The sequence below is a fragment of the Corynebacterium sp. c3Ub_189 genome, assembly GCF_039907195.1.
GTDB lineage: Bacteria > Actinomycetota > Actinomycetes > Mycobacteriales > Mycobacteriaceae > Corynebacterium.
Genome location: NZ_JASBOF010000017.1, coordinates 35,615 through 58,951 on the forward strand (window position 1 = coordinate 35,615; position 23,337 = coordinate 58,951).

General features: G+C 61.6%; 22 protein-coding genes. 5 read left to right on the forward strand and 17 right to left on the reverse strand.

What is annotated here, in order from left to right; genetic code table 11:
• Positions 1–117: 117 nt before the first annotated feature.
• A complete protein-coding gene (locus tag QKD99_RS09065; protein ID WP_225745815.1) occupies positions 118–525 on the forward strand; it encodes a hypothetical protein in 408 nt (135 codons plus the stop codon).
• Between the two features lie 22 nt (positions 526–547).
• On the opposite strand, the gene QKD99_RS09070 is transcribed toward QKD99_RS09065, so the two are convergent.
• From QKD99_RS09070 to QKD99_RS09110, 9 genes are all read right to left on the reverse strand, one after another.
• Positions 548–1,366, reverse strand: coding sequence for a hypothetical protein (locus tag QKD99_RS09070; RefSeq protein ID WP_347951263.1), 819 nt, complete (start codon positions 1,364–1,366; stop codon positions 548–550).
• A gap of 141 nt (positions 1,367–1,507) precedes the next feature.
• A complete protein-coding gene (gene secA / locus QKD99_RS09075; RefSeq protein ID WP_347951264.1) occupies positions 1,508–4,093 on the reverse strand; it encodes a preprotein translocase subunit SecA in 2,586 nt (861 codons plus the stop codon).
• A gap of 225 nt (positions 4,094–4,318) precedes the next feature.
• Positions 4,319–4,963 carry a ribosome-associated translation inhibitor RaiA gene (gene raiA / locus QKD99_RS09080; RefSeq protein ID WP_049378762.1) on the reverse strand — a complete coding sequence of 215 codons (645 nt, stop codon included), beginning with the start codon at positions 4,961–4,963 and terminating at the stop codon, positions 4,319–4,321.
• Between the two features lie 144 nt (positions 4,964–5,107).
• Positions 5,108–5,734, reverse strand: a complete 627-nt coding sequence (locus tag QKD99_RS09085; protein ID WP_347951265.1) for a ComF family protein — start codon at positions 5,732–5,734, stop codon at positions 5,108–5,110.
• Between the two features lie 36 nt (positions 5,735–5,770).
• Entirely contained in the window at positions 5,771–7,504 is a 1,734-nt protein-coding gene (gene lpqB, locus QKD99_RS09090; protein ID WP_269954198.1) for an MtrAB system accessory lipoprotein LpqB, read from the reverse strand.
• Positions 7,505–7,506: 2 nt separating this feature from the next.
• Positions 7,507–9,297 (reverse strand): MtrAB system histidine kinase MtrB, encoded by a 1,791-nt coding sequence (gene mtrB, locus QKD99_RS09095; RefSeq protein WP_347951266.1) that lies wholly within the window; start codon positions 9,295–9,297, stop codon positions 7,507–7,509.
• A gap of 68 nt (positions 9,298–9,365) precedes the next feature.
• The gene (gene mtrA, locus QKD99_RS09100; protein WP_239230510.1) at positions 9,366–10,058 is read right to left on the reverse strand and encodes an MtrAB system response regulator MtrA; all 693 of its coding nucleotides are present in this window, start codon (positions 10,056–10,058) and stop codon (positions 9,366–9,368) included.
• A 3-nt stretch (positions 10,059–10,061) separates the two neighbouring features.
• Positions 10,062–10,676, reverse strand: coding sequence for a dTMP kinase (locus QKD99_RS09105; protein ID WP_239193477.1), 615 nt, complete (start codon positions 10,674–10,676; stop codon positions 10,062–10,064).
• An 81-nt stretch (positions 10,677–10,757) separates the two neighbouring features.
• Positions 10,758–11,111 carry a DUF4259 domain-containing protein gene (locus QKD99_RS09110; protein WP_179387511.1) on the reverse strand — a complete coding sequence of 118 codons (354 nt, stop codon included), beginning with the start codon at positions 11,109–11,111 and terminating at the stop codon, positions 10,758–10,760.
• A 247-nt stretch (positions 11,112–11,358) separates the two neighbouring features.
• Between QKD99_RS09110 and QKD99_RS09115 the strand changes: the two genes are divergently transcribed.
• Entirely contained in the window at positions 11,359–12,147 is a 789-nt protein-coding gene (locus tag QKD99_RS09115; RefSeq protein ID WP_347951267.1) for a hypothetical protein, read from the forward strand.
• A gap of 242 nt (positions 12,148–12,389) precedes the next feature.
• Here the strand turns inward: QKD99_RS09115 and manA are convergent, their stop codons facing one another.
• Positions 12,390–13,619 (reverse strand): mannose-6-phosphate isomerase, class I, encoded by a 1,230-nt coding sequence (gene manA, locus QKD99_RS09120; protein ID WP_347951268.1) that lies wholly within the window; start codon positions 13,617–13,619, stop codon positions 12,390–12,392.
• Positions 13,620–13,625: 6 nt separating this feature from the next.
• A complete protein-coding gene (locus QKD99_RS09125) occupies positions 13,626–14,648 on the reverse strand; it encodes an exopolyphosphatase (RefSeq protein WP_284767928.1) in 1,023 nt (340 codons plus the stop codon).
• A 41-nt stretch (positions 14,649–14,689) separates the two neighbouring features.
• Here QKD99_RS09125 and cobA point away from each other — a divergent pair, with 41 nt between their 5' ends.
• The gene (cobA, locus tag QKD99_RS09130) at positions 14,690–15,427 is read left to right on the forward strand and encodes a uroporphyrinogen-III C-methyltransferase (RefSeq protein WP_239278738.1); all 738 of its coding nucleotides are present in this window, start codon (positions 14,690–14,692) and stop codon (positions 15,425–15,427) included.
• 105 nt (positions 15,428–15,532) lie between these two features.
• On the opposite strand, the gene QKD99_RS09135 is transcribed toward cobA, so the two are convergent.
• From QKD99_RS09135 to QKD99_RS09150, 4 genes are read right to left on the reverse strand one after another with little or no spacing between them, the layout of a single operon-like run.
• Positions 15,533–16,582, reverse strand: a complete 1,050-nt coding sequence (locus tag QKD99_RS09135; RefSeq protein WP_239278737.1) for a sulfite exporter TauE/SafE family protein — start codon at positions 16,580–16,582, stop codon at positions 15,533–15,535.
• Positions 16,576–17,262 (reverse strand): sirohydrochlorin chelatase, encoded by a 687-nt coding sequence (locus QKD99_RS09140; protein WP_239278736.1) that lies wholly within the window; start codon positions 17,260–17,262, stop codon positions 16,576–16,578. The genes QKD99_RS09135 and QKD99_RS09140 overlap by 7 nt, the downstream gene beginning before the upstream one ends.
• Positions 17,263–17,273: 11 nt before the next feature.
• Complete coding sequence (locus QKD99_RS09145; RefSeq protein ID WP_005322420.1) at positions 17,274–17,525, reverse strand: hypothetical protein; 252 nt, start codon at positions 17,523–17,525, stop codon at positions 17,274–17,276.
• A complete protein-coding gene (locus QKD99_RS09150; protein WP_347951269.1) occupies positions 17,522–19,198 on the reverse strand; it encodes a nitrite/sulfite reductase in 1,677 nt (558 codons plus the stop codon). The genes QKD99_RS09145 and QKD99_RS09150 overlap by 4 nt, the downstream gene beginning before the upstream one ends.
• Before the next feature lie 252 nt (positions 19,199–19,450).
• Between QKD99_RS09150 and QKD99_RS09155 the strand changes: the two genes are divergently transcribed.
• Positions 19,451–20,806 carry an FAD-dependent oxidoreductase gene (locus tag QKD99_RS09155; RefSeq protein WP_347951270.1) on the forward strand — a complete coding sequence of 452 codons (1,356 nt, stop codon included), beginning with the start codon at positions 19,451–19,453 and terminating at the stop codon, positions 20,804–20,806.
• On the opposite strand, the gene QKD99_RS09160 is transcribed toward QKD99_RS09155, so the two are convergent.
• Positions 20,803–22,170: a phosphomannomutase/phosphoglucomutase gene (locus tag QKD99_RS09160; protein WP_347951271.1), complete on the reverse strand. Its 1,368-nt coding sequence runs from the start codon at positions 22,168–22,170 to the stop codon at positions 20,803–20,805. The genes QKD99_RS09155 and QKD99_RS09160 overlap by 4 nt on opposite strands.
• 54 nt (positions 22,171–22,224) lie before the next feature.
• On the reverse strand, positions 22,225–22,692 hold the full coding sequence (locus QKD99_RS09165) for a DUF3499 domain-containing protein (RefSeq protein ID WP_284766745.1): 468 nt from the start codon (positions 22,690–22,692) through the stop codon (positions 22,225–22,227).
• A 96-nt stretch (positions 22,693–22,788) separates the two neighbouring features.
• Between QKD99_RS09165 and QKD99_RS09170 the strand changes: the two genes are divergently transcribed.
• On the forward strand, positions 22,789–23,259 hold the full coding sequence (locus QKD99_RS09170) for a metallopeptidase family protein (RefSeq protein WP_005322429.1): 471 nt from the start codon (positions 22,789–22,791) through the stop codon (positions 23,257–23,259).
• Positions 23,260–23,337: the final 78 nt, after the last annotated feature.

Sequence of the window (23,337 nt, forward strand, 5' to 3'; positions counted from 1 at the left end):
CCCCGAGAGTATAGCGAACCGCGCGCGCATTCGCGCCCACCCCTTTCAGGAAGCCCTCAGAAATGGCGGGGTTGAGGCGGGCATGAGACAATTATCACGCGTCCGCCTCCTGCCCTTATGCAGGAGCATTACTTCCCCACCATGTACGAGCCCATCCCCGGCTACTCGCACCTCAAACTCTTCATTGCGCCCCACCGCGTGCGCTATGGCCGCTTGCCGACGTCCGCGGAAGTCGCCGCCCAACACCGCATCCAAGGCTGGGTAGTCTTCGCGCTCGAGGTAGCCGCCGGTTATCGCCCGCTAGCCCATCTCAATTCCGCGCGCTATTCGGATGCCATCCGCTTGCACATTGGCTCGTGGGTCCGCCGGCGCACAAGCCCCTACGCCACGGACAAACTGCAATTGACCAGCCTGCACGCGCGGCCCAATGGCGAGTACTTTGGCTCCGCCTACATAGGCCAACAGCAGCATGCATTTACTGGCTCGGCGAGCCCCACTGGTCTAACGTCATTCCGCTTGCTTTAGCCCTGCGGGCAGGGCTTGGCGCCTAGGAAAAGAACTGGCCCACGTGAGAAAGGATCTCGGACCAGTCGAGTGCGGACCATCCGAATCCGGCGGCGCTGGCCAGCGCCGCTAAACCGGTGGCCAGAAGGCCGCCTTCAAAGGCGGATAGACCGGAAGGCTCGTTCGCCGTCGCATCCGTGCGCACGGTTCCCACAGCCTGGTGCGACGCGGCGGCCTGCTCCAGGGGCGCATTGACTTGCTTGGTGATGGTGACAATATCGCGCAGCGCCGCCGCATAGGCCGGAAACTCATCTGGGAAGGCGGAGCCAGTATCCCCGATGGTCGGCAGCTGGCTACGCGGAGAGGGCGCCGCGTTGCCGGCGGGGGCCTGCGGCACATCCTTGGTGAATTCACCCAGCTCGGCGCGAATTGCCGCCTGGGCATAGTTGGCGCCCAGCCTGTCGAGGTAATCCAGTACGGCTGCTTCGGTGTACTGCTTGCCGTCTAGGGATTGCGTCCGCTCCTCTGGCTCCCACGGGAAGTCCAGCGGCGTGGAATAAATATTGCCATCGGTGTGCGCTGTATTGAGCCGGGCTTTGCCAAAGTAGTACTCGAAGGCGGCGTCCGCCTTATCCTGAGACAAAATTCCATCGGCCACCAATGCTTCCTTGCGCTGGGTAGCAATGGCCAGGATGGCCGCGGCTGCGTTATTCTGCTCAATTTTTTCGCCCGAATCCAAAATGATGCGCAACGAGGTGGCAGACTCACGCTGCATCTCATAGGCCACGGCCGGCGTGGCGCCACCGAGCAAGGTGGCAGACAGGAGCGTCGTAATACCGAGACGCAAAGAGCGGCGGCGCATCGTCAGTGGAGTCCCTCACAGGAAATAAGCAGGCTGGACAGGTTCCTTATATTCTACTCATTTTTTCCTGAAAAGAAACCCGCCCCGCTCCCACTATCACAAGCGGGGGCGGGGCGGGGTTGGGAGGAAGGACGCCGAGACCTAGGCCTCTACGGTGTCCTCACCGTTGCCGGAAGCGGTAGCAGCGGATTCGCCGGCCTGCTCCTCTTCCTGCTGCTTGAACTGCTTGCGCAGCATAAACAGCTGGCGGACGGTCTCTTCCTTCACACCATCGTTCATGGCGTTGAACATCTCGCCGCCCTCCTTCTGGTATTCCACCAGCGGATCACGCTGCGCCATCGCACGCAGGCCAATGCCCTCCTTGAGGTAGTCCATCTCATAGAGGTGCTCGCGCCACTTCTGGTCAATGATCGGCAGGATGACCATGCGTTCGGTATTGCGCATCTGCTGCTCACCGCCAATGGCGGTCACAGACTCTTCGAGCTTGTCGTACTCATTATTGGCGTCCTGTACCAAGGCGTCGCGAAGCTGCTCAGCAGAAAGCTCACCCGGGGAACCATACTCGGAGCCTTCCACCAGCTCCTCATGTGAAATGGTGGGGCCGTAGAGGGAATCCAACGCATTCCACAGCGCGTCCAAATCCCAGTCCTCCACGTAGCCGGTGGAGGTAGCGCCGGCGACATAAGCGGACACGGTGTCATCAATCATGCCGCGGATATTGTCTTGAATATCGCCGGCATCGAGGATGTCGTGACGGGTAGCGTAGACCACCTTGCGCTGCTCGTTGAGCACCTCGTCGTACTTAAGAACGTTTTTACGCATCTCAAAGTTCTGGTTCTCCACCTGCGCCTGGGCGCCCTTAATGGAGTTCGAGACCATCTTGGCCTCGATGGGGACATCGTCCGGCACATTGAGGCGGTTCATCATGTTCTCCATGGACTGGCCCACGAAGCGCACCATCAATTCATCGCGCATGGACAGGTAGAAGCGGGTCTCACCCGGGTCACCCTGGCGGCCGGTACGACCACGCAGCTGGTTATCAATGCGGCGGGACTCGTGACGCTCGGTACCCAGCACGTAGAGGCCACCGGCCTCGCGCACCTGGTCACCCAGCTTCTTGGAGCGCTCCCTCTCGGAATCGATTTCTGCTTCCCAGGCCTCCTGGTACTTCTCTTCATCCTCGAATGGATCGAGGCCGCGCTCGCGCAGCTTCTCATCGAGGATGACCTCGGGGTTACCACCAAGCACGATATCGGTACCACGGCCGGCCATATTGGTAGCCACGGTGACGGTGCCGGGGCGGCCCGCACGGGCGATGATCTGCCCCTCTTCCTCGTGGTGCTTAGCGTTAAGCACGTTGTGCTTGATGCCGCGCTTAGACAGCAGCTGGGACAGGTACTCGGAGCGCTCCACGGAGGTGGTACCGACCAGAACCGGCTGGCCGGACTCGACGTGCTCGGCAACATCGTCCACTACAGCGGCGAACTTAGCTTCCTGCGTCTTGTAGATGCGGTCGGAGTGATCGGCACGCTGATTCGGCTTATTGGTAGGAATCGGCACCACATCCAGGCCATAGATAGAGTGCAGCTCGGCAGCCTCGGTTTCTGCCGTACCGGTCATGCCGGAGATCTTCTCGTACAGGCGGAAGTAGTTCTGCAGGGTAACGGTAGCCAGGGTCTGGTTCTCGTTTTTGATCTCCACCTGCTCCTTGGCCTCAATGGCCTGGTGCATGCCCTCGTTGTAGCGGCGTCCGGCCAGCACGCGGCCGGTGAAGCCGTCCACGATCATGACTTCGCCATTGCGAACGATGTAGTCCTTGTCGCGGGTGAAAAGCTCCTTGGCCTTCAGGGCGTTGTTCAGGTAGGACACCAGCTGGGAGTGCTCGGGGGCGTAGAGGTTATCGATGCCGAGCTGATCCTCGACGTATTCCACGCCCTCTTCCAGGACACCGATGGTGCGCTTCTTGTGGTCCACCTCGTAGTGGATGCCTTCGCGCATGCGCGGTGCTAGCTGGGCAAAGACGCTGTAGAACTGAGAGGAACCGTCAACCGGGCCGGAGATGATGAGTGGGGTACGGGCTTCATCGATAAGGATCGAGTCAACCTCGTCCACGATGCAGAAGTTGTGGCCACGCTGTACCACATCATTAAGGGAGCGGACCATGTTATCGCGCAGGTAGTCAAAGCCCAGCTCATTATTGGTGCCGTAGGTAATGTCGCAATCGTAGGCAGCCTTGCGCTCTGGTGGGCGCATCTCGGACAGAATGACGCCGACGGACAGGCCAAGCCAGCGGTGGACACGGCCCATCATCTCGGCGTCGCGCTTTGCCAAGTAATCGTTAACAGTGACGATGTGGACACCCTTGCCATCAAGGGCATTGAGGTAGGCCGGCAGCAGCGAGGTCAGGGTCTTGCCCTCACCGGTGCGCATCTCGGCGACGTTGCCGAAGTGCAGGGCCGCACCGCCCATGATCTGCACGCGGTAGTGCTTCTGATCGAGGACGCGCCAGGCAGCCTCACGGACGGTGGCGAAAGCCTCGAGCAAGATGTCATTCATCTCCTCGCCGTCTCGCAGGCGAGTCTTAAACTCGTCGGTCTTTGCCTTAAGCTCGTCGTCCGAAAGCTCCGCGTACTTATCCTCAAGGGCAATTACATCGTCTGCCATTTTGCCCAGGCGCTTGACCGTACGGCCCTCGCCCGCGCGCAGCAGCTTGGAAAGTCCAAACACGGTTAGTTAGTCCTTCTAGTCGCGACAATAAAGTTAACTCGTCGCTATTGTACTCACTCGCTTTCACAAAGCATCTCCCGCCTAGCACATAGGGCGGGCGCGCAGCCTCCGTTCAGCCTGTATAAGCCCCGGCACCTGCTTGCCGACGCCCCCTCCCCTAACCACAAATTCGACCCCACTGCATACACGCAGCAGGGTCGTTAGCTAAGAGAAGTATAAGCTCCTTTAAGCTTCAGCGTCTTCCGATAGGGAGATAATGCCGTAGTCGTAGGCGTGGCGGCGATAAACCACGGACGGCTTATTGTTCTCCTCATTGATAAAAAGGAAGAAGTCGTGGCCCACCAGCTCCATCTCACTCAAGGCATCATCCACGCTCATCGGGGTAGCCGGGTGTTCCTTGGTACGCACGATCTGGCCGGGGCGAACGTCCTCTACAGTCTCAGCATAGGGGTCAACGTAGCGCTCTTCCTTTGCGCGCTCCGCTTCAGCCTGGGCCACCATCTCAGCGGCAATCTCGCCGGTGCCCTTCTGCGCGCGGTGACCGCTCTTGACGTTTTCGCGGCGCACCTTCACCTTGCGCAGGGAGCGCTCCATCTTGCCCAAGGCGGTTTCGAGCGCTGCGTAGAAGGAATCTTCCTTGGCTTCAGCGCGGGCAATGTGCCCCTTGCCCGTAGCGGTGATCTGAATGCGCTCCGCTTCGGAGTCACGGCGCGGATTGGGTTCGTGCTGTAGCTCCACATGGAAGAAGGTCAGGGTGGGGTCAAGGCGTTCAATCTTGGCCAGCTTGTCATTAACTCGCTCTTGGAAGTGTTCGGGAACCTCGACGTTGCGGCCCGTAATCGTTACCTGAGCTTTGTTTGGCTGGGACATTGAGATGCCTCCCTTGAGTAGTGGGGACTAGAATCAATCACAGTAACTATCTCTCTGTGACACTCCTCATGATAGCACTGGTTATGACCTTTGCGGGAAATTTTTTGGCGACTCCCCTACCTCGAGGGTGGGCACCACCCCTATCTAGGCATCCGCAAAGACCAATGCCCCGCAGACTTCTACACCCGTGGCCTGCAGGGCGGCGATGCTGGCGGCAAGGGTGGCGCCGGTGGTAATGACGTCGTCGGCAAGCAGCGCAGGCGCCCGAGCAATAGGCACGCGCACGCGGACTCGGCCCTGCAGGTTGGCCCACCTATCCTGCGCGTTGAGCTCGGACTGGTCCGCGGTGGACTGGCCCATAGTAAGCGCCGCGCACACGCCCACGCGCTGGTGCTGCGCCACGGTGTGACACACAGCGGACACCGGATCTCCCCCGCGTGCCCGCGCCGAACGCGGCCGAGTAGGCGCGGGAACGAGGGTGAACTCGCGCGGGATATCGCCGCGGGCGCTCAAATGAGCCAGCCCGGCCGCGAAGACGGCCCCCACATACTCGCGCACCGGCCGATTGCCACGCTCCTTCATGCCAATGATGATGCGGCGGCGAATATCGGAATAGGGGCCGAGAGCATAGACAGGCGCGCCCAGCGGCCGGGGCCGCGCCACCATATAGGGCGGCTGCCGCAGGTGATCGCGGCACGGTGGGCACAAGACCTCACCCGGCGCGCCGCACCCAGCGCACGCACGCGGAAAAATAAGCTCCCCCAAGCCCATAATCGCCTCTCCCCAGCCGCGCAGGACCTCTCGCGGCTAATTAGAAACGATAGGGGAAGAACGCCGACCCTGCAGGCCGGAGACCTCGCGCCAATTGGTTTCGTCCATGACGGTGGAAGGAAGCTCCAGCATGGCGTGAGAATCAGTAATGAAGAGCTTGGTGGGCGAGGTTGCCACGGCCACCACGGGGGCGGTGATATTACCGGTAGGCATGGTCGACGCCGAAGAACCATCCTGCTCAATGCGCCAGACGGGCGACTGGCTCGAGGAAGTACCCACGATGAGCGAGCCATCCGCATTCCAGTCCAGCGATAGTGCCGAACCGGATACTTCGGGGCCAACCTCGCGGGCGTTGACGATGCGCTTATCGCCGCTGCTGGATTGAGCAACGGCCGCGATGTACACGTGGCCATCAATAATCATGGCCACGCGCGCACCGCTATGGGACAAGCGGATGACGGAGATTTCGCCCTCGATATCGTCGATGCTGCGGGCATCCACCTCGGATTCGGAGATGCGACCTGTAGTCTTGGAACGCACCACGCGCACGATGCGATCGCCATCAACCACGGTCCAGGCGGCTTGCCCGTTGTACTCGAAGGTCGGCCGTGCCAGTGTGGGGCCCTCCACCGAATCCTGCAGTTGGCCGTCAAGCTCGCCTATCTGCAGCGAGAAGTCATTATTGGATTTGCGGCGCACTGCCGCAACGAGGCCGCTATCGGCAACATCTACGGATTGCACGTCACCGCTGCTGCCCAGCGTGGATTTCACGGGCTCGGCCACACCATCGTCCACCTCGAGCAGGTTGCCCTCATTGAGGGCGTAGAGCTTAGACAAAGAGGTGCTGCTTTCCTCCGGGTTATAGTCCGCGAAGTCATCCACGCTGAGGCTATCCATGCCCTCCACCAAGTCACCGCCATCGGCCTTGACCTTGAAGGGGCCGGTATGGCCGGCTTCCGTGAGCGTCCACACTAGCTGGGCTGCAAAGAGCGTGCGATCTTGGGCGTCTAGGTCAGCAAGGCCCTCGAATTGGTAGCCCTGTTCGCGGTCATAGCCGGCGAAGGTGACATTCTCCCCCGCTGCCCGGCGGGTAGCGGGAGCAATGCTAGATGAAGGTCCCTCCATCAGCAGCGTAAGGAGCGTCGACTCCGATTGTTCGCCGCCCTTATACAGCCAGCGGCGGTCTGGAACCAACACATCGTTGCTCTGCTTAAAGAAGTACAGCGATTGTGGGGTGTAGTGATTGCGCATTTCATTGCGCTCCATTATTACCCCTGCCGGCAAGCCATCGACGCGCCACCTATCGTCTTGCTTCTTCATGTAGATGACGGCCTCGTAGCCCTCATTTTCCGGCACGTACGCACCGCCGGATTTAAGGCGGCCGATGATGGTGCCGCGCACCGTGAAGGCGCGCTCATTATCCCTCGAGCTTTGCTTACTAGCGGGCGCGGTAACGATGTCCAAGCTATCGACCACCATCACATCGCCGCTGGCGTCCCAGGCTTCGCGGGCGTTATCGGTCAGAAAGCCGCGCGCGACCTCATGATCGTTTCCCGGCACGGCGGAAGCCTGGTAGAAATCGCGCAACGTCAAGTCCGGGTCATCGCCGGGTTGCGGTGCAATGACTTCTTCCGGGCCTTCCGGTTGCTGCTGGTAGGTACCGACTACTTGCGGACCGGTGTTATTCGGCAGGGTGGAACAACCGCTGACAAAAAGCACGGCCGCTGCGGTGCCAACAACTGCGGTCTTGCGATAGTTCGCTCTCAACACGCTTATTTCCTCCTGCCCTCAAAGTCCGGGGCCTTATAGGCACGCCTGTCCGGGGCGGCCGCGCCGCGGTTAAACTCACGTTCCGAAGGCCAGAGGATGCCATCGCCCTCTGCCTCGCCATCGGTGCCCCTGTCACTCTTCTCGACGTGCGGTGAGCTCATGCCGGATGAAATGGCCGGCGTTGCAGAGGCGGGCCCGGCATCCGGCGCGTCGGCGCCAGTGTCCTGTGCTTCTGTAGCTTCAGCATCGGGTTCTGGTCGCGATTCTGGCAGCTCACTACCATCCGCAGTGCTGGTGACGGGTGCGCCGGGAATCTCCACAGCGATGGGAGCCTCGCCCACCTCGGTATTCGGGGTACGTGGAATAATGAGGCGGAAGCGAGAACCAAATCCCTCGTAGCCGGTGGCATCTAGCGTGCCGCCGTGCAGGACGGCATCCTCGCGGGCGATAGCCAAGCCCAAACCGGTGCCGCCAGAATGGCGTTTGCGGGAAGAATCCGCACGCCAGAAGCGGTTGAATACCAGCTCTTCCTGGCCAGGTTTTAAGCCCACGCCATGGTCCGTAACGGTAACGCCCACCGCAGTGTCCGTGGCTGCGACGTCTACCGCCACTGGATTGCCCTCCGAGTGGTCAATGGCATTGGCCAGTAGGTTGCGCAAGATGCGCTCAAGGCGGCGGGAATCGGCCTCGACTCCGATGCGCTCGTCCGGCAGGTTGAGCTGGACCTCCACGTCGAGCTCGCGGGCCAAATGCTCCACCTGCCCGTAGGCCGCCTCCACACACGAGCGCAGATCAATGGCTGCCGTAGACAAATCCGCCACACCAGCATCGTGGCGAGAAATCTCCAGCAAGTCCGCGAGCAATTCCTCGAAGCGGTCGAGCTCGCTCGACATGAGGCGGGAAGCGCGCTGGGCACCGTGCGGCAGGCTATCGCTTTCCGCCTCAATCATGTCCGCGGCCATGCGCACGGTGGTCAATGGGGTGCGCAGCTCATGGGAGACGTCAGAAGTAAACTGCCGCTGCAAATCGCCGTACTCCTCCAGCTGTGCAATTTGGGAGGAAAGCTTATCGGCCATGTTATTGAAGGACGCGGCCAAGCGACCCATCTCATCATCGCTATCGACGGCCATGCGCTCCTTCAAATGACCCGCCGCCAAGCGCTGCGCAATGCGCGAGGCCGAGCGAATTGGCGTAATTACCTGCTGGGTAGCTAGCCAGGCAATGCCCACCAGCAGCACCACGACGACCACACCGGCCGCCGAAAGCAGACCGCGCATCAACGCCATGGTGGATTCTTCCGATTCCATGGACAACGCCAGGTAGACCTGCGTACGGGGAATATCGGTATCGGTAGGCGTGCCTACCAGCAAGGCGCTGTAGTGATCACCATTTTCGCGCGGCGCCGGGAAATACTGCTGCGCAATCTGGCCTTGATCCACCATCTCCCGCAACTGATCCGGCACGGGAAAATCCTCGGGCGAAGTGGTAACAGAGCCATCCTGGTTTTCCACCACGATGACTGGCTCATAGACCGTCTGGGTATCGCCCTGCTGGGCGGAGAGCTGGCCCAACGCAGCACGCGCAGAGTTGATGCGTACCTGCACCGAATTGGCGGAACTGGTGGCATCGATCTGCTGTTCCACGGCCGTGCGGGCGCGCTCCAGCTCCTGCTGAGCCACGTCTTCCTTCTGGCTGACCAGGCGTTGGGTAAGCACGGACACCAACGCGTAGGCCAAGATGATCATGACCACCGAGGAGGCGACCAAAATCATGCCAATAACGCGCGCCTGCAAAGAGGTGCGCCACGTTGTTATGAAGGCGTCTCGAATGCGCCTTAGACGCTCAATGATGCCGATGGTCCTTACTCCCCGGCGCCGGCCTTGCCGGTCTTATATCCCACGCCGCGCACGGTCAGCACGATCTGCGGGTCTTCCGGATCGTGCTCGATCTTGGCGCGCAGGCGCTGGACGTGCACGTTTACCAGGCGGGTATCGGAGGCATTGCGATAGCCCCACACGGATTCCAGCAGCGATTCACGCGTATGCACCTGGCCGGGGCGGCGCGCCATCTCCAGCAGCAGGTCGAACTCCAGCGGGGTCAGGTTCAACTCGGTGCCATCGGTGCGGCGCACGGTATGCTCCGGCACGTCAATGACAAGGTCCGCAACCTCCAGGATCTCAGATTCCGCAGAATCGGTGCGGCGCAGGCGCGCACGGATGCGGGCGATGAGCTCCTTGGGCTTGAATGGCTTGGTGATGTAATCATCCGCGCCGGATTCCAGGCCGAGTACCACATCAACCGTATCGGTCTTGGCGGTCAGCATAACGATGGGCACGGAGGATTCACGGCGGATGGCACGGCAAATATCTACGCCGTTCATGCCCGGGAGCATGAGGTCCAGCAGGATGAGGTCCGGCTCGTGCTGTTCAAAGGCAGGCACGGCGTCATTGCCGTCCATGACCGGAATGGGGTTGAGTCCCTCGGACTCGAGCACAATGGTCAGCATCTCTGAGATAGCTGGATCGTCATCGACAACCAAAATCTTGGGCGCCACGTTTTATTCTCCTACAAGGTCTTTTATCGCTGAAATAATAGTATCCGCATCGGCGGTAGCGATCCAGCGTCCGCCCCAGCCCGCATCTGCTAGGCGCCGGTAGGCCGCGGCGGTGCGTTCTTGCAACCCGCCATCGCGTTCATAGCGGTCGCGTTCCCGGCTGGCGTCTGCTTGGGCTCGTGCCTGCGCTCTTTCCGACGCCACCTCAACCGCCGTATCCAAATACACCTGCAGGTCCGCCTGCGGCAGGCCGAGGGTGCCAAATTCCAAATCGTGCACCCATTCCATCACCGCATCGTCTTCGAGCCGTGCCGCCGAATACGCCGCATTGGAAGCCACGTAACGATCCAGGAGCACCACAGTGTCGGATTCCTTGGCGCGCTGCAGCTGATCCTTTACGCCATAGCGATCCAACGCGAATAGCGTCGCCATGGCATAAGCCGAATCCGTGAGGTCGCCCATCTTTCCATAGAGTGCTTTCTGCGCTAGCTGCGCGTGAATCGAGTCCGCATAGCGCGGAAAGGCAATAACCTCTACGGGCCGGTCCAACGACTCCTTGAGTGCGGAGACCAACGTATTTTTACCGGCACCGTCGATGCCTTCGATGCTGATCAGCATGGGTGTGGGTTATCTTCCCTTCTGTTACTTCACCTGCGGGGCCGCTGTCGCGCGGCCGCTGCCGCGGGCAGCAGGTTCGGATTAGGACAGGGCCTCAATGAAAGGCTCGAGGTCATATTCTTCCTCGACGTTTTCGAGCACCTCGAGGGCATTTTCCGTCAAGGTCTCGCTGCCAGAGCCCACCAGTTCCCTAATATAGGGGTAGTCTTCGACAACTTCGCCCGCGCTAAAGGGCGCACCAGCCCAAATGGCAGCAATGGTGGCCGCCGCTTGAGCATTCTGTTCCTCTTCTTCGCTGAGTTTTGGCTTGCTGTGCGCGACCTCGCAGGCATCCTCGACGGCGCGAATTACCCCTTCTTCATCGAGGTTTGCCATCTCGTCCAAGAAATCGACGTTGAGGTCCGTGCTGAAAATATTTTCGTCCCAAGTACTCACTTTTTGACTCCTTCGGTGCTTTCAGCGCCATTTATACACGCTTTCTTAGTGAAAGAAAGCAGACGATGAAAAGGTTTGCATGGCCTTCTACACCCGCGAACTGCCTTTTTGTTTACTTATCACAGAATTGCGACGCCGTCGCAATGTTTCCCAAACATGATAGTCTCGTTACCAACTTGTTACCGGGGCGCTGTATCGCCCTCCTCTTTGGGCTGAAACCGCCCACCTCATAGAAAGGACAGCCACGATGAAGCCAGATTCGCGCCGCGTCTACGTGTTCATTGTGGCCGGACTGATCGCCGCGGCCGTCGTCGGAGTCGCCGTCTGGCGCATGAGCTCGCCGAGCGCTAACTATTCCAACGCCGCGGATCAGTCCGCGACCACCTCCGTCTCCCCGACCCACACCGCGGCCGAGGAGACCACCACTTCTTCCACGGACCGTTCCCCTTCAAAGCAGCACTCCACGCACGCTACGAGTTCCACCGCCTCGTCTGGCGATTCCAAGCATCAGCAGCCGCACAACAACGATCCTTTTCTCGCCCCTAATGCGGTAGTGCGCCCACAGGCAGCAACCCAGCCCACCAAGGTCTACCGTCCAGAAAACATCTCCCCGCAGGGCACCACCTCGCAGGGCAATACCACCACCCAGGGCGGTCAGGGCACCGGCCAGGGCAATCAGCGTCTGACGCCTGATTACCCGAGCAACCAGAACGGCTCGCAGCCTACTGGCGCCCCGCAGAACAACCAGGGCGGCACCACCCCACCGGCCACCACTGGCCCGTCCACTCCACAGCCTTCGCCTGAGGAGCCTTCCGCGCATGAAGATGCGGGCAAGATTACCGACACCCCAGCCCAGGAGCCAGCTGGCACGGAGCACCACACGGTCGAAAAGGCAGAGGAAGAGAAACTCACCGGCCATGCCGCTGCGAAGCGACCTTCCGCCGATCAGAACCAGGAGCCAACCGACCTGGTGCCAACCAAGCAGGCACCGGCCACGGCCAAGCAGGCTCCGAGCGAAGCGGCGCCTTCGCGCTAATTCGGAGTCGGTTCTCGACGTAGACGAACAAAACAAGCACGTTTCCTCGATTCTGAAGTCAGAATTCCGGGAAACGTGCTTGTTTTGTATGCGCTGGAATGCGGTCATTACGACGCAGCCACAATATGCGCCAAGAATTGGGCAGAGCAGGCCGCAACGCGGCCGTAATGAAGGCTGAAAAGCACGCTTCGCTTGAAACCGGAGGGCGGCGGCGAAGCGTGCTGGTGTGGGCTAAACGCGGACTAGGCGCGGGCGACGAAGAGGTCCGCGGTGTCGGATTCCGCAGTAGCAGTAACGAGACCCTCGGAGGCTGGCAGCCAGACGGCTTGGCCTGGGGTCGCGGTGAGGGTCTTGCCCGCAGCATCGGTAAAGGTTACGGAACCTGCGGTGCACAGGGCGATGGTCGGGCCATCGTAATCAAGATCCACAGAAGACGAACCGGTGAGCTCCACGCGGTCCAGCAGGAATTCCTCGATGGGTACCGGGTAGGACCAGGCGGCGGCATCGTGGACATTGTCCTGGGCGGACTTATCTTGTTGTTGCACACGCGGCTCGTCGGCAGCGGCGTAAGTCAAGACCTTGACCAGCTCTGGAACGTCAACGAACTTTGGCGTCAGGCCACCGCGCAACACGTTATCGGAGTTCGCCATGATCTCCACGCCGAGGCCGGAGACATAGGCGTGGAGCTGGCCTGCGTCTAGGTAGACAGCCTCGCCGGGCGAGAGCTCGATGTGGTTGAGCAGCAATGCGCCCAGCACACCGATATCGCCTGGGTAGCGCTGATTGAGATCCAGCACCGTAGACATGACACGGGACTTCCAATCGGCCGGGTCCGCGGCTATCAGGCGCTCGCCGGCGGCAACAATGGCGGAAATGAGCTCCTTGCGCTTGGCAGACGGAATGGTAATCCACGTGGTGAAAAGGACGCGCAGGTTGGCGGACTCGGTGGTTGCCGAGGGGTCGTCGTCCAGCATGGCAACGTAGTGGTCCAGCTCAGGGCACTCGAGGGCGGCAAAAAGCTCGCGGGTGCGCGCCAAGGGGCGGAAGCCGGCCATGGCATAGAAATCCGTGAGCGCGACAATGAGCTCGGGCTTGTGATTATCGTCCTTGTAATTTCGATTAGACGCGGTGAGTTCGATGCCGGCGGCGTTTTCGCGGGCAAAGCCCTCTTCCGCCTGCGCCTTTGACGGGTGCGCCTGCAAGGACAGCGGCTCCTCGGCCGCAAGCACCTTGAGCAGGAAGGGCAGGCGCTCGCCGTACTCGGCAGAAACGCGGCCGCCTAGCTGCCCTGCCGGATCCTCTGCAATGACCTCATTGAGCAGGCGGCCATCCACCGTGGAAGGGTCGCCGGGGTGAGCGCCGAACCACAGCTCTGCGACGGGCTTATCGGCATCGGGCTGGCCCTGCAGGTGCGGGATAAGGGTACGCGAGCCCCAGGAATAGTTGCGGGTGGCGCTGTGCAACAGCTGCATGTGTTTCTATCCTTTAGAAATCTCGTAGGCGGTCGCGGCAAAACTCCGCGTAATAAGCTGCAGTGAGCGGGCAAGATGCCCCAGGCCCGGTTCCGGGTCAATGCTGCGGACTGCAAGCGAGTTGGGCAGGTTCGCCTCTTCCTGCCCCCAGAAAACCACCTTCAAGGGTACCAAAGCGCCCTCGGCACCATCGCCATCAATGAAGGGGTCATAGAAGAGATCATTAGCCGGGGAACTATCAGAATCCCGGTCGAGCGCGCGACGCAATTCGGCTGGGTCCACATAAGCGCTCGGCAGGCCGTGTACGGCCCAGATGGTCGTAGCCATGCGGGCCACGAGGGCGTCGAGCTGCACGTGCTCGCGACGATCGGAATAGGAGTAGGGGTCGAGCACGCAGGAATGGATGATGCGGGCGCCGTCGATAAACTCGCGCAGTTGGCGGCCCGGATTAGTAGTGGCATCGCGCTCGGGAGAAAGCTGCGCAAGCTCGCGGTCCACGGCCGCCGCAAGGTCCTCGAGGGTCTCCTTCACCACGGTCGGGCCCTGATAGAGCAGGCAGCACAGCGCATGCAGGGCGGCAATGCTGCGCGCGGGCGAGCTCCCCTCGGTCGTCGGCAAGCAAGGGGTGACGAGCGTATCCTCCGGGCAGTCCTCCACCAGCGGGCCCTTGGCCGGCCCGATGAGCACGGTGGTGGCACCGCGCTGGCTGGCAGTAATGAGGGCGCGCGACGCCCAATCGCACTCGCCGGGCTCGCCGACAACCACCACCAGGTCCAGCGCCCCCACGTAGCGCGGGAGTGATTCAGTGACCACAATCGGGATCCGCAGCGGCTCGGCTAGGCCAACGCCTAGGTGGGCGGCCTGGCGGGCAATCGCGTCGGTGGGAATAATTACAAGCGAGCGGGGATTGAGCCCACTGAGCGCCTCGCCCCAGCGCTCCACTTCTCCGGCCACCAGGCGGATTTGGGCGCCTTCGTGCGCCACATCAAAAAAGCGCACGGTTTCGGCGTCATAATTACCGGTATCCATGTGGCCCAAGCATAGTCGGGCGCCCACTAAGATGAAGTCCTATGACTTCCGCACAGATTCATCCCGTAACCCTGATTGGCGGCGGCCCCGGCGCGTGGGACCTCATTACCGTGCGCGGCATGCGCGCCCTGCAGGATGCAGAGGTTATTCTTGCCGATCACCTGGGACCTACGGCGCAGCTCGATAAGCTGTGTGATATTTCTTCCAAAGAGCTTATTGACGTCTCTAAGCTCCCCTATAAGAAGTCAATCTCGCAGGAAAAGATCAACGAGCTGCTCATCGAACACGCCCGTGCCGGCCGCAAGGTGGCCCGTCTTAAGGGGGGCGATCCTTTCGTCTTTGGGCGCGGCTTTGAAGAGGTGCAAGCGCTGGCGGATGCGTCTATACCCACCACGGTCATTCCGGGCGTAACCTCCGCCATTTCCGTTCCTGCGGCCGTAGGAATCCCGGTAACCCAGCGCGGCATCGTCCACGGGTTCACGGTGGTCTCCGGCCACCTTCCGCCCGGCCATGAGAAGTCCTTGGTGGACTGGGCAGCGCTCGCCCGCTCTGGCGCCACGCTGGCTGTCATCATGGGCGTGAAAAATGCCCCGGCGATTGCCAGTGCGCTTATCGGAGCCTCCCTCTCCCCCTCCACTCCCTGCGCCATCATCCAAGAGGGCACGCTTTCTACCGAGCGCGCCTATCGTTGCACCTTGGGCACCTTGGCGCAGACGATGGCCAAGCACGAGATCTCCGCGCCAGCGGTCTACGTCATCGGCGAGGTGGCCGGGCTGTAGCACCCTCGAGGCCTTCCGGGTCCGCGAGGCCAACTTGTGGCCGCGCTCTACCCCACCGCAGTTGGGGTTTGGTCCGTATCGTGGCCAAAGGTCGCGGCGGAAGTGCTACGCGCGGTCAGCAGCGGGGCTTTCGGGCGCCTTATCCTGCACGATGGTCACGCCGGACTTGCGCGAACCGTGGACGCGGTGGGCGGCAGCGACGCGCTCCGGATAATCCGGGGCATGGAAATCAGCATGGGCGGCTTCCTCAGCGTTTTCGGCTTCCAATTCCGCCGCACGCGCACGCCTGGTGCGCAACGCGCCACGAATGGTGGCCGCTACACCAGCCGCGACCACGATCGCGATGGCAACGGGGGTAACTGCTGCAGGCACTGCCCAGCCAAAGTACGTCTCGGCACCGCCGATGACTTTGCTGATATTCAGGCCCACGATGGCCGTGCCCACCAGTCCGCCGAGCAGGACGGGGTTGATGCGGGAGATAAGCCACGCAGCGATGGGCGCGGTGATAGCGCCACCGATAAGCAAGGCAAGGACTGCGGCCAAGTTGGCGACAATATCGTGCCAGAGCCCCACGATAAAGCCTGCGGTAGCGCCGAAGGTCACTAGGAACTCAGCGGCGTTGACCGTGCCGACGATGCGGCGCGGCTGCTCCCGGCCGATAGCCATGAGCGTGGAGGTCGACACCGGGCCCCAGCCGCCGCCACCGGTGGAATCGACGAATCCGCCCACAAGGCCAAGTCCGGCCAGAAACGGCGTGGAGTGGGTGCGCTTATAGGCGGAGCCACGGCGGCGTGGTTGGGAGAAGCGCCAGATGAGGTTGGCGCCGATGCCCACCAAGATGAGTGCGGTCACCGGCGCGGCCGCCGCGGTGGAGATATTCGACAGCAACGTAGCGCCCAAAAAAGCGGCGATCCCACCCGGCACACCGAGACGGACCACGGTTTTCCAATCCACGTTGCCGAAGCGCGCGTGGCTCAATCCGGAGATAGCAGTGGTGCCAAGCTCGGCGGTATGCACGACGGCAGAGGCCTGCGCGGGGCCGAGGCCCGCCAGCAACAGCATCGTGGTAGACGTGACGCCAAAGCCCATGCCGATACCACCGTCCACGAGGTTGGCGGCCGCACCGGCGAGCGCAATGAGGATGAGGGTTAGCATGGCGCGAACACCTCCTGTGCGGCGCGGCGGGCGTGGTGAAAGCGATCTGCAACGAGGCCCGCGAGATCAGTGCCGAGAGGGCGGTCTACGGTCGCGGGAACGCCCGCCAGCCGGTCTAGGAGCAGGCCCTCGGTCACGAAGAGCGGAATAACGCGTACGCGAGAGGGGTCTTGATGCTCGCGGCACAAGGACACGATCCCTTCGCGACCACCGCGGGTGGCGAATTCCACCGCCGTGGGCACGCCGGTGAGCGCGAAGGTGCGGTGGGCTAGCTCACGGATGGCATCGTTAGCCGCGGTATCGGAGGAACCGACGGAGTAGATGACCACATGGGCATCGCCAGGCCGGGTACGGGAGGCGAGCACGCGGGCGAGGTCCTCGCCGGTGCCGAGCCCAGGGGCAAGGTGGAGGGAAAGGTGGGAGGTTTGGGAGGCGTCGGCAAGCGCGCGCGGGACGTCCACGCGCTGGTGGTAGCCCTGGGTAAAAAGCAGGGGAACCACAATGGCCTCGGTCTCCCCTAGCTGGGCGAGCTCGAGCGCGGCCGTGGTGAGGTCGGGCTCGTTGAATTCCAGGTGTGCGGCGCGGGCTGGGCGCAGGCCGGTGGTCTGGGTCAGGCGCTCAATGCCGGCCGCAGCGCCCGGATGCCGCGAACCGTGGGACAGGGTAATAAGTGCGGGCATGGGGCGCATCCTTAAGCCTGCGGTGCCGTGGAGTGTCCGCGGCGAGCAAGCGAGCGCTTCAATGCCTCGTTGGAGGACACGGCCGGTGCGGGGGCTACCGGGGCATCGTCTTGGCCGTGAAAGCGCACGGAGAAAATCCGCAGGCACTCCTGGCACTTCCAGGCAAAATCATCTTCCTCATCCGGGAAGAGGTCGGTGCCTGCGCAATACGGGCAGAAGCTGGGATGGTTGCGGTTGGGGTTGGGCTGGCGGCGAAAATTCACTGCAAGTCCTCCTCCTTGGCACGCAAGACCCAGTGGCGGAATTGCTCGCCGTCCTCGCGCTGCTCTTTGTATTTATTGACCAAGCGAATGACGTACTCGGGCACCTCATCGGCGACGACCTTGTGGCCGCGCAGCTTACGGCCCCAGTCCGGGGACAGGCCGAGGGCGCCACCCAGGTGGACCTGGAAGCCCTCGACCCGGTTGCCCTCGGAATCGGTAACAATCTGGCCCTTCAGGCCGATGTCCGATACCTGCGAACGCGCACAGGCGTTGGGGCAGCCGTTGAGCGCGATGGAAATCGGCACGTCCAGATCGCCCAAGGTGTCTTCCAAGATGTCTACCAACTCGATGGCGCGGGCCTTCGTGGTCACATGTGCGAGCTTGCAAAATTCCAGGCCGGTGCAGGAAATGACGCCCCGGCGGAACTCCGATGGCTGGGAGTACAGGCCGGTTTCATCGAGCGCGCGGGAGAGCGCCGGAATGTCTTCTTCCTCCACATCGAGGAAGAGCAATTCCTTCATGGGGGTGGTGCGGATGCGGCTGATGCCGAACTTCTCGGCCACGTCCGCAATGGCGATGAGCTGCTCGCCGGTGGCGTGGCCCACGGTGGGCTTTACTCCGACGTAGAACTTGCCGTCTTTCTGGCGGTGCACGCCAAGGTGATCACGGGAGCCGGGCTCGACCTCGATCGGAATGCCATCCAACAGCGGCTTGTCTAGGTATTCTTCCTCCAGCACTTGGCGGAACTTTTCGATGCCCCACTTGGCTACCAAGAACTTCAGGCGGGCACGGTTGCGATTGCGGCGGAAGCCATAGTCGCGGAAGATGCCGACCACGCCGGCCCACACCTCCGGCACGCGCTCTAGGGGAACCCAGGCGCCGAGGGACTGCGAGAGCATCGGGTTGGTGGATAGGCCGCCGCCAACGAAGCAATCGAATCCCGGGCCGTACTCGGGGTGATTCACGCCCACGAAGGCAACGTCTTGAATCTCATGCGTGACGTCCTGACGGGAGTTGCCGGAGATAGCGGTCTTGAATTTGCGCGGCAGGTTATGGAATTCCTCGCGCGGCAGGTAATTATTCTTGATTTCTTCGATGGCTGGGGTGGCATCGATAATCTCGTCCTCGGCCACGCCGGCAACTGGAGAGCCTAAAATGACGCGCGGTACATCGCCGCAGCCCATGAGCGTGCTCAGCCCCACAGACTCGAGCTTGTCCCAAATGGTGGGCACATCCTCGATTTGAATCCAGTGCAACTGGATATTCTGGCGGTCCGTAAAGTCCGCCGTGGAGCGGGCATAATCGCGGGAGATCTCACCGACGGCGCGCAGCTTGGCAGGATCGGCACGGCCACCGTCGAAGCGCACACGCATCATGAAGTACTCGTCCTGCAGTTCCGCGTTAGATAGCTTGGAGGTCATCTCACCGCCCAAGTTCTGATTACGCTGTGTATAAAGGCCCAGCCACTTAAAGCGAGGGGCTAGGTCATCGGCTGGAATAGAGGAAAATCCCTGCTTGGAATAGATATCGATGACGCGCTGCTTAGCAGAAAGCCCGCCGTCTTCCTGCTTAATTACCTCATCGTTATTGAGGGGCTCGGTGCCGTCAATCTTCCATTGGCCTTCGGGCTTTTTAGCGCGGGGCGTGCGCTTGGTATTAGTCGCGGTGGTCATGGTGTAGATCTCAACCTGCCTTTCCAAAGTATTGAAAGACAACCTACCCGTCTAAAATGAGCAGACAAAGCGGTCTTTTTTATTTTCAAGTAAAAAATCGGCTTGACCTGCATGACAGGAAGAATATTTTTAGAATCTAATTCAACGCCTTGCCGCAACCTAGACTAAACGGTTCAATTGCCAGAAAGATAAGCCACAAAAATGAACCTAGCGGTCTAGACCCCGCGATAGAGAGAAAGGCATTCACGCAGCATGAATCAGCCCTTGAAGGTAGCCGTCATCGGCGCAGGCCCAGCCGGCATTTACGCCTCCGATATCCTGGTGAAAAAGACCGGCGGCGAGGTGCAGATTGACCTCATCGAGCAGATGCCCGCACCCTTCGGCCTTATCCGCTATGGCGTGGCGCCGGACCATCCGCGCATTAAGGGCATCATCAAATCCTTACACCGGGTGCTCGACACCGAGCAGATTCGCCTGTTGACCAACGTACACATCGGCCGTGACATCACCGTCGACGAGCTACAGCAGCACTACGATGCCGTAGTCTTTGCCACCGGCGCCGTGGGCGACCGCCACCGCAATATCCCTGGCGCGGACTTGGACGGCGTGCATGGCGCCGGCGAGTTCGTGGGCTTCTACGATGGCAACCCGCGCTTCGAGCGCGACTGGGATCTCTCCGCCAAAGAGGTGGCGGTCATTGGCGTGGGCAATGTGGGCCTTGACGTCTCCCGCATCTTGGCCAAGACCGGCGATGAGCTCAAGGTCACCGAGATCCCCGATAATGTCTACGAGTCCCTGGCCAAGAACCAGGCTGAGACCGTGCGCGTCTTCGGCCGCCGCGGCCCGGCACAGGCCAAGTTCACCCCACAGGAGCTCAAGGAGCTGGACCATTCCGAGTCCATCAACGTGGTGGTCTCCCCCGAGGACATCGACTATGACGAGGCCTCGCTGGCCGCGCGCCAGGAGAGCAAGTCCACCGACTTGGTGTGCCAGGTGTTCGAGCAGTATGCCATCCGCGATCCCAAGGAGGCGCCACACACCCTGCAGATCCACCTCTTTGAGCAGCCGGTAGAGATTTTGGGCGAGGACGGCAAGGTCAGCGGCATCAAGACCGAGCGCACCGTGCTCAACGGCGATGGCAGCGTGCACGGCACCGGCAAATTCACCGAATGGCCGGTGCAGGCGGTCTACTTCGCCACCGGTTACCGCTCCGATGCGGTCGATGGCGTGCCTTTTAACCAGGACAAGAACGTCATCAATAACGATGGCGGCCATGTCATCGATGCGGCCGGCGCGGTGGTGCCGGGCCTCTACACCACCGGGTGGATTAAGCGCGGCCCGGTGGGCCTGATTGGCAATACCAAGTCCGATGCCACGGAGACGATTGGCATGCTGCTTGCCGACGCCGCCTCTGGCACCCTCCCCTCCCCCTCCAGCGCCGCGGATATCACCGAAGTCTTTGCTGAACGCGGTATCGATTACCTGACGTGGCAGGATTGGCAGCGCTTGGACGCGGCAGAGCGCGCTCTGGGTGAGCGCGAGGGCCGCGAGCGTAAGAAGTTTGTGGAGTGGGAGGACATGGTCTCCCACTCGCGCGCCGAAGTTTAGCGGCGAATGATGGCAAGGACCTCGTCGACGATGGACTGCACCTCGTCGGTGGTCTTTGCCTCTACATTCAGGCGCAGCAGCGGCTCCGTATTGGACGCGCGCACGTTGAACCATGCCTCGGTTCCCTTGAGCTCGACGGTCACGCCATCGAGCTCATCGACGGAGTCAATCTTATCCGCCAGCTCATCCAGCACCGCTTGGGTAGCGGCCTTCTGGTCCTCCACGGTGGAGTTGATCTCACCGGAGGCCTCGTAGCGGGAGTATTCCGCCATGAGCTCGCTCAGCGGCTTATCGGACTGGCCCAGAGCGGCCAACACGTGCATTGCAGCAAGCATGCCGGAATCGGCGTTCCAGAACTCCTGGAAGTAGTAGTGCGCGGAGTGCTCGCCACCGAAGGCGGCCTTGTGCTCGGCCATCTGCGCCTTGATGAAGGAGTGGCCCACGCGGGTGCGCACCGGGGTGCCGCCCTTTTCCTTAATGAGCTCCGGCACGGTCTTGGAGGTAATCAGGTTGTGGATGATGGTAGCGCCGGGGAACTTCTCCAGGTAGCGCTCAGCCACCAGAGCACAGATGGCAGACGGAGAAACCGGCTGGCCCTTTTCATCCACCACGAAGCAGCGGTCCGCATCCCCGTCGAAGGCCAAGCCAATATCGGCCTTCTGATCCACGGTGAACTTCTGCAGGTCTACAAGGTTCTTCGGGTCCAAGGGGTTAGCCTCGTGGTTCGGGAAGGTGCCATCGAGCTCGAAGTACAAATCGCGGACGTCGAAAGGCAAGCCATCGAAGACGGCCGGCACGGTGTGGCCGCCCATGCCGTTGGCGGCATCGACAGCTACGACGAGCGGCTTGGAATCCTCCAGCGGTACCAGCTTGCGCAGGAAGTCGGCGTAGCCGGCCAGAATCTCCTGCTCGGCAATTGCGCCCTCGGTGCCGGTGAACTCCGGGGTGCCGTCGATAAGCATCTGCTTAATCTGCTCCAAGCCGGTCTCCTGGCCCACCGGTACCGCGCCGGCGCGGCAGAGTTTAATGCCGTTGTACTTGGCTGGGTTATGGGACGCGGTAAACATAGCGCCCGCACACTCCAGGGAACCGGCGGCGTAGTAGAGCTCGTCGGTAGAGGTTAGCCCCAGCAGGGTCACGTTGAGGCCCTGCGAGGTCACGCCCTCAGCAAAAGCGCGCGCCAGAGACGGCGAGGACGGGCGCATATCGTGGCCGACTGCCACGGTATTTTCGCCTTCTTCCCGCAGGATGGCGGCAAACGCGGCGCCCGTATCGCGCACGAAGTTCTCATCGATATCTTCGCCCACCACGCCACGGACGTCATAGGCCTTAATTACTGCATCAAGATGCTCACGAGTTCGCATAACCTGCAATAGTACTCCCGCCCGCTGGGAAACTACCGCACCACGGGGTTCGTGTCAGTCCTGTTCCGGTTCCGCGGGCGTCGATTCATCGGGCACGACGGAAAGGTGTGCGCGGCGCGCCTTTTTGGCATAAGCCACGCGGCGGGTGCGAAAGACCGGGTGATTCGAATTGGCAGGGTCTGCCCCATCAAAGGTCGCGGAGTAGTCGATGGGGTCGGCACCGGAGCCGGCGCTGCGGTCATCGACCAAGCCGGTAGTCACGCGGCCATCTTCCTTGACGGCCTCTGCCAAAGCCATCAGGTCATCTTCCTCATCCAGCTCAATGCGATCCACACGCACCAGTTCCCAGCCCACTGGGGCGGAGATGCGGTCGCGGTGGGTGGCGCACAGATCCCAGCTGTGTGGGTTCTCCTCTTCCGCCAGCGGTCCAACGACGGCCGTCTGGTCCGCGTAAGCGTAGGTCAATGTCGCCACGGCGGGGCGGCCGCAGCCTGGGCGGGAGCAATGGCGAGAAATAGTCACAGCGCATAAGTCTAAACCCTTGGTTGAGATTTAGATAGTCTTCGCCCCGGCGTGGCTCCGCTAAATCCGGCCCGCCAGCACCTTAGAATCAGGGTCATGACCGCCGCTCGCCCGCATATCCGCCCCGCCCGCGACCGCCACGGCCACGGCATGCGCGGACCTCTCCTTCCCCAGCAGACCCCGCGCTACCGCAGCGCGCGCGAGCACTTCGACATGGCCGTATTGGAGGCCTATGCCCCCATCCAAAACGCCTTCGCGCCACAATTGCGTGGCCTCGACTTGGCCGTAGACACCATCCCGCGCATGCGGCTTTCTCCCGATATGACCGTACTACCGGATGAGATTATCGCCGATGGCCCAGTTCCCCTCGGCCGCGTGGTTCCCGCCGGTGTAGATTCCGAGGGCCAGCCCACCCGCGCGCGCCTGGTCATCTTCCGCATGCCTATTGAGCAACGTGCCTCTACCCCGTCCGAGCGTTCCGAACTCCTGGGCACCGTTATTACCGCGCTGGTGGCCAACTACCTCAACTTGGACCCCGAAGAAGTGGACCCGCGCTATAGCTGGTAGCCCCAGTAGGTGGCGGATTCTAGGGGTCGTTGCAACGATGATGGTTAGTTTGGTTTGATGCTACCGGTTTGTGTGAGG

Excerpts from the sequence above, each read along its gene's own strand:
- manA (WP_347951268.1), bottom strand. The coding sequence starts at position 13,619 with ATGCAGCTGTTGCACAGCGCCACCCGCAACTATTCCTGGGGCTCGCGT.
- QKD99_RS09140 (WP_239278736.1), bottom strand. The coding sequence starts at position 17,262 with ATGCCCGCACTTATTACCCTGTCCCACGGTTCGCGGCATCCGGGCGCT.
- QKD99_RS09150 (WP_347951269.1), bottom strand. The coding sequence starts at position 19,198 with ATGACCACCGCGACTAATACCAAGCGCACGCCCCGCGCTAAAAAGCCC.
- QKD99_RS09085 (WP_347951265.1), bottom strand. The coding sequence starts at position 5,734 with ATGGGCTTGGGGGAGCTTATTTTTCCGCGTGCGTGCGCTGGGTGCGGC.
- QKD99_RS09115 (WP_347951267.1), top strand. The coding sequence starts at position 11,359 with ATGAAGCCAGATTCGCGCCGCGTCTACGTGTTCATTGTGGCCGGACTG.
- QKD99_RS09070 (WP_347951263.1), bottom strand. The coding sequence starts at position 1,366 with ATGCGCCGCCGCTCTTTGCGTCTCGGTATTACGACGCTCCTGTCTGCC.
- raiA (WP_049378762.1), bottom strand. The coding sequence starts at position 4,963 with ATGTCCCAGCCAAACAAAGCTCAGGTAACGATTACGGGCCGCAACGTC.
- QKD99_RS09160 (WP_347951271.1), bottom strand. The coding sequence starts at position 22,170 with ATGCGAACTCGTGAGCATCTTGATGCAGTAATTAAGGCCTATGACGTC.
- QKD99_RS09065 (WP_225745815.1), top strand. The coding sequence starts at position 118 with ATGCAGGAGCATTACTTCCCCACCATGTACGAGCCCATCCCCGGCTAC.
- QKD99_RS09170 (WP_005322429.1), top strand. The coding sequence starts at position 22,789 with ATGACCGCCGCTCGCCCGCATATCCGCCCCGCCCGCGACCGCCACGGC.
- cobA (WP_239278738.1), top strand. The coding sequence starts at position 14,690 with ATGACTTCCGCACAGATTCATCCCGTAACCCTGATTGGCGGCGGCCCC.
- QKD99_RS09125 (WP_284767928.1), bottom strand. The coding sequence starts at position 14,648 with ATGGATACCGGTAATTATGACGCCGAAACCGTGCGCTTTTTTGATGTG.
- QKD99_RS09135 (WP_239278737.1), bottom strand. The coding sequence starts at position 16,582 with ATGCTAACCCTCATCCTCATTGCGCTCGCCGGTGCGGCCGCCAACCTC.
- QKD99_RS09155 (WP_347951270.1), top strand. The coding sequence starts at position 19,451 with ATGAATCAGCCCTTGAAGGTAGCCGTCATCGGCGCAGGCCCAGCCGGC.
- QKD99_RS09105 (WP_239193477.1), bottom strand. The coding sequence starts at position 10,676 with ATGCTGATCAGCATCGAAGGCATCGACGGTGCCGGTAAAAATACGTTG.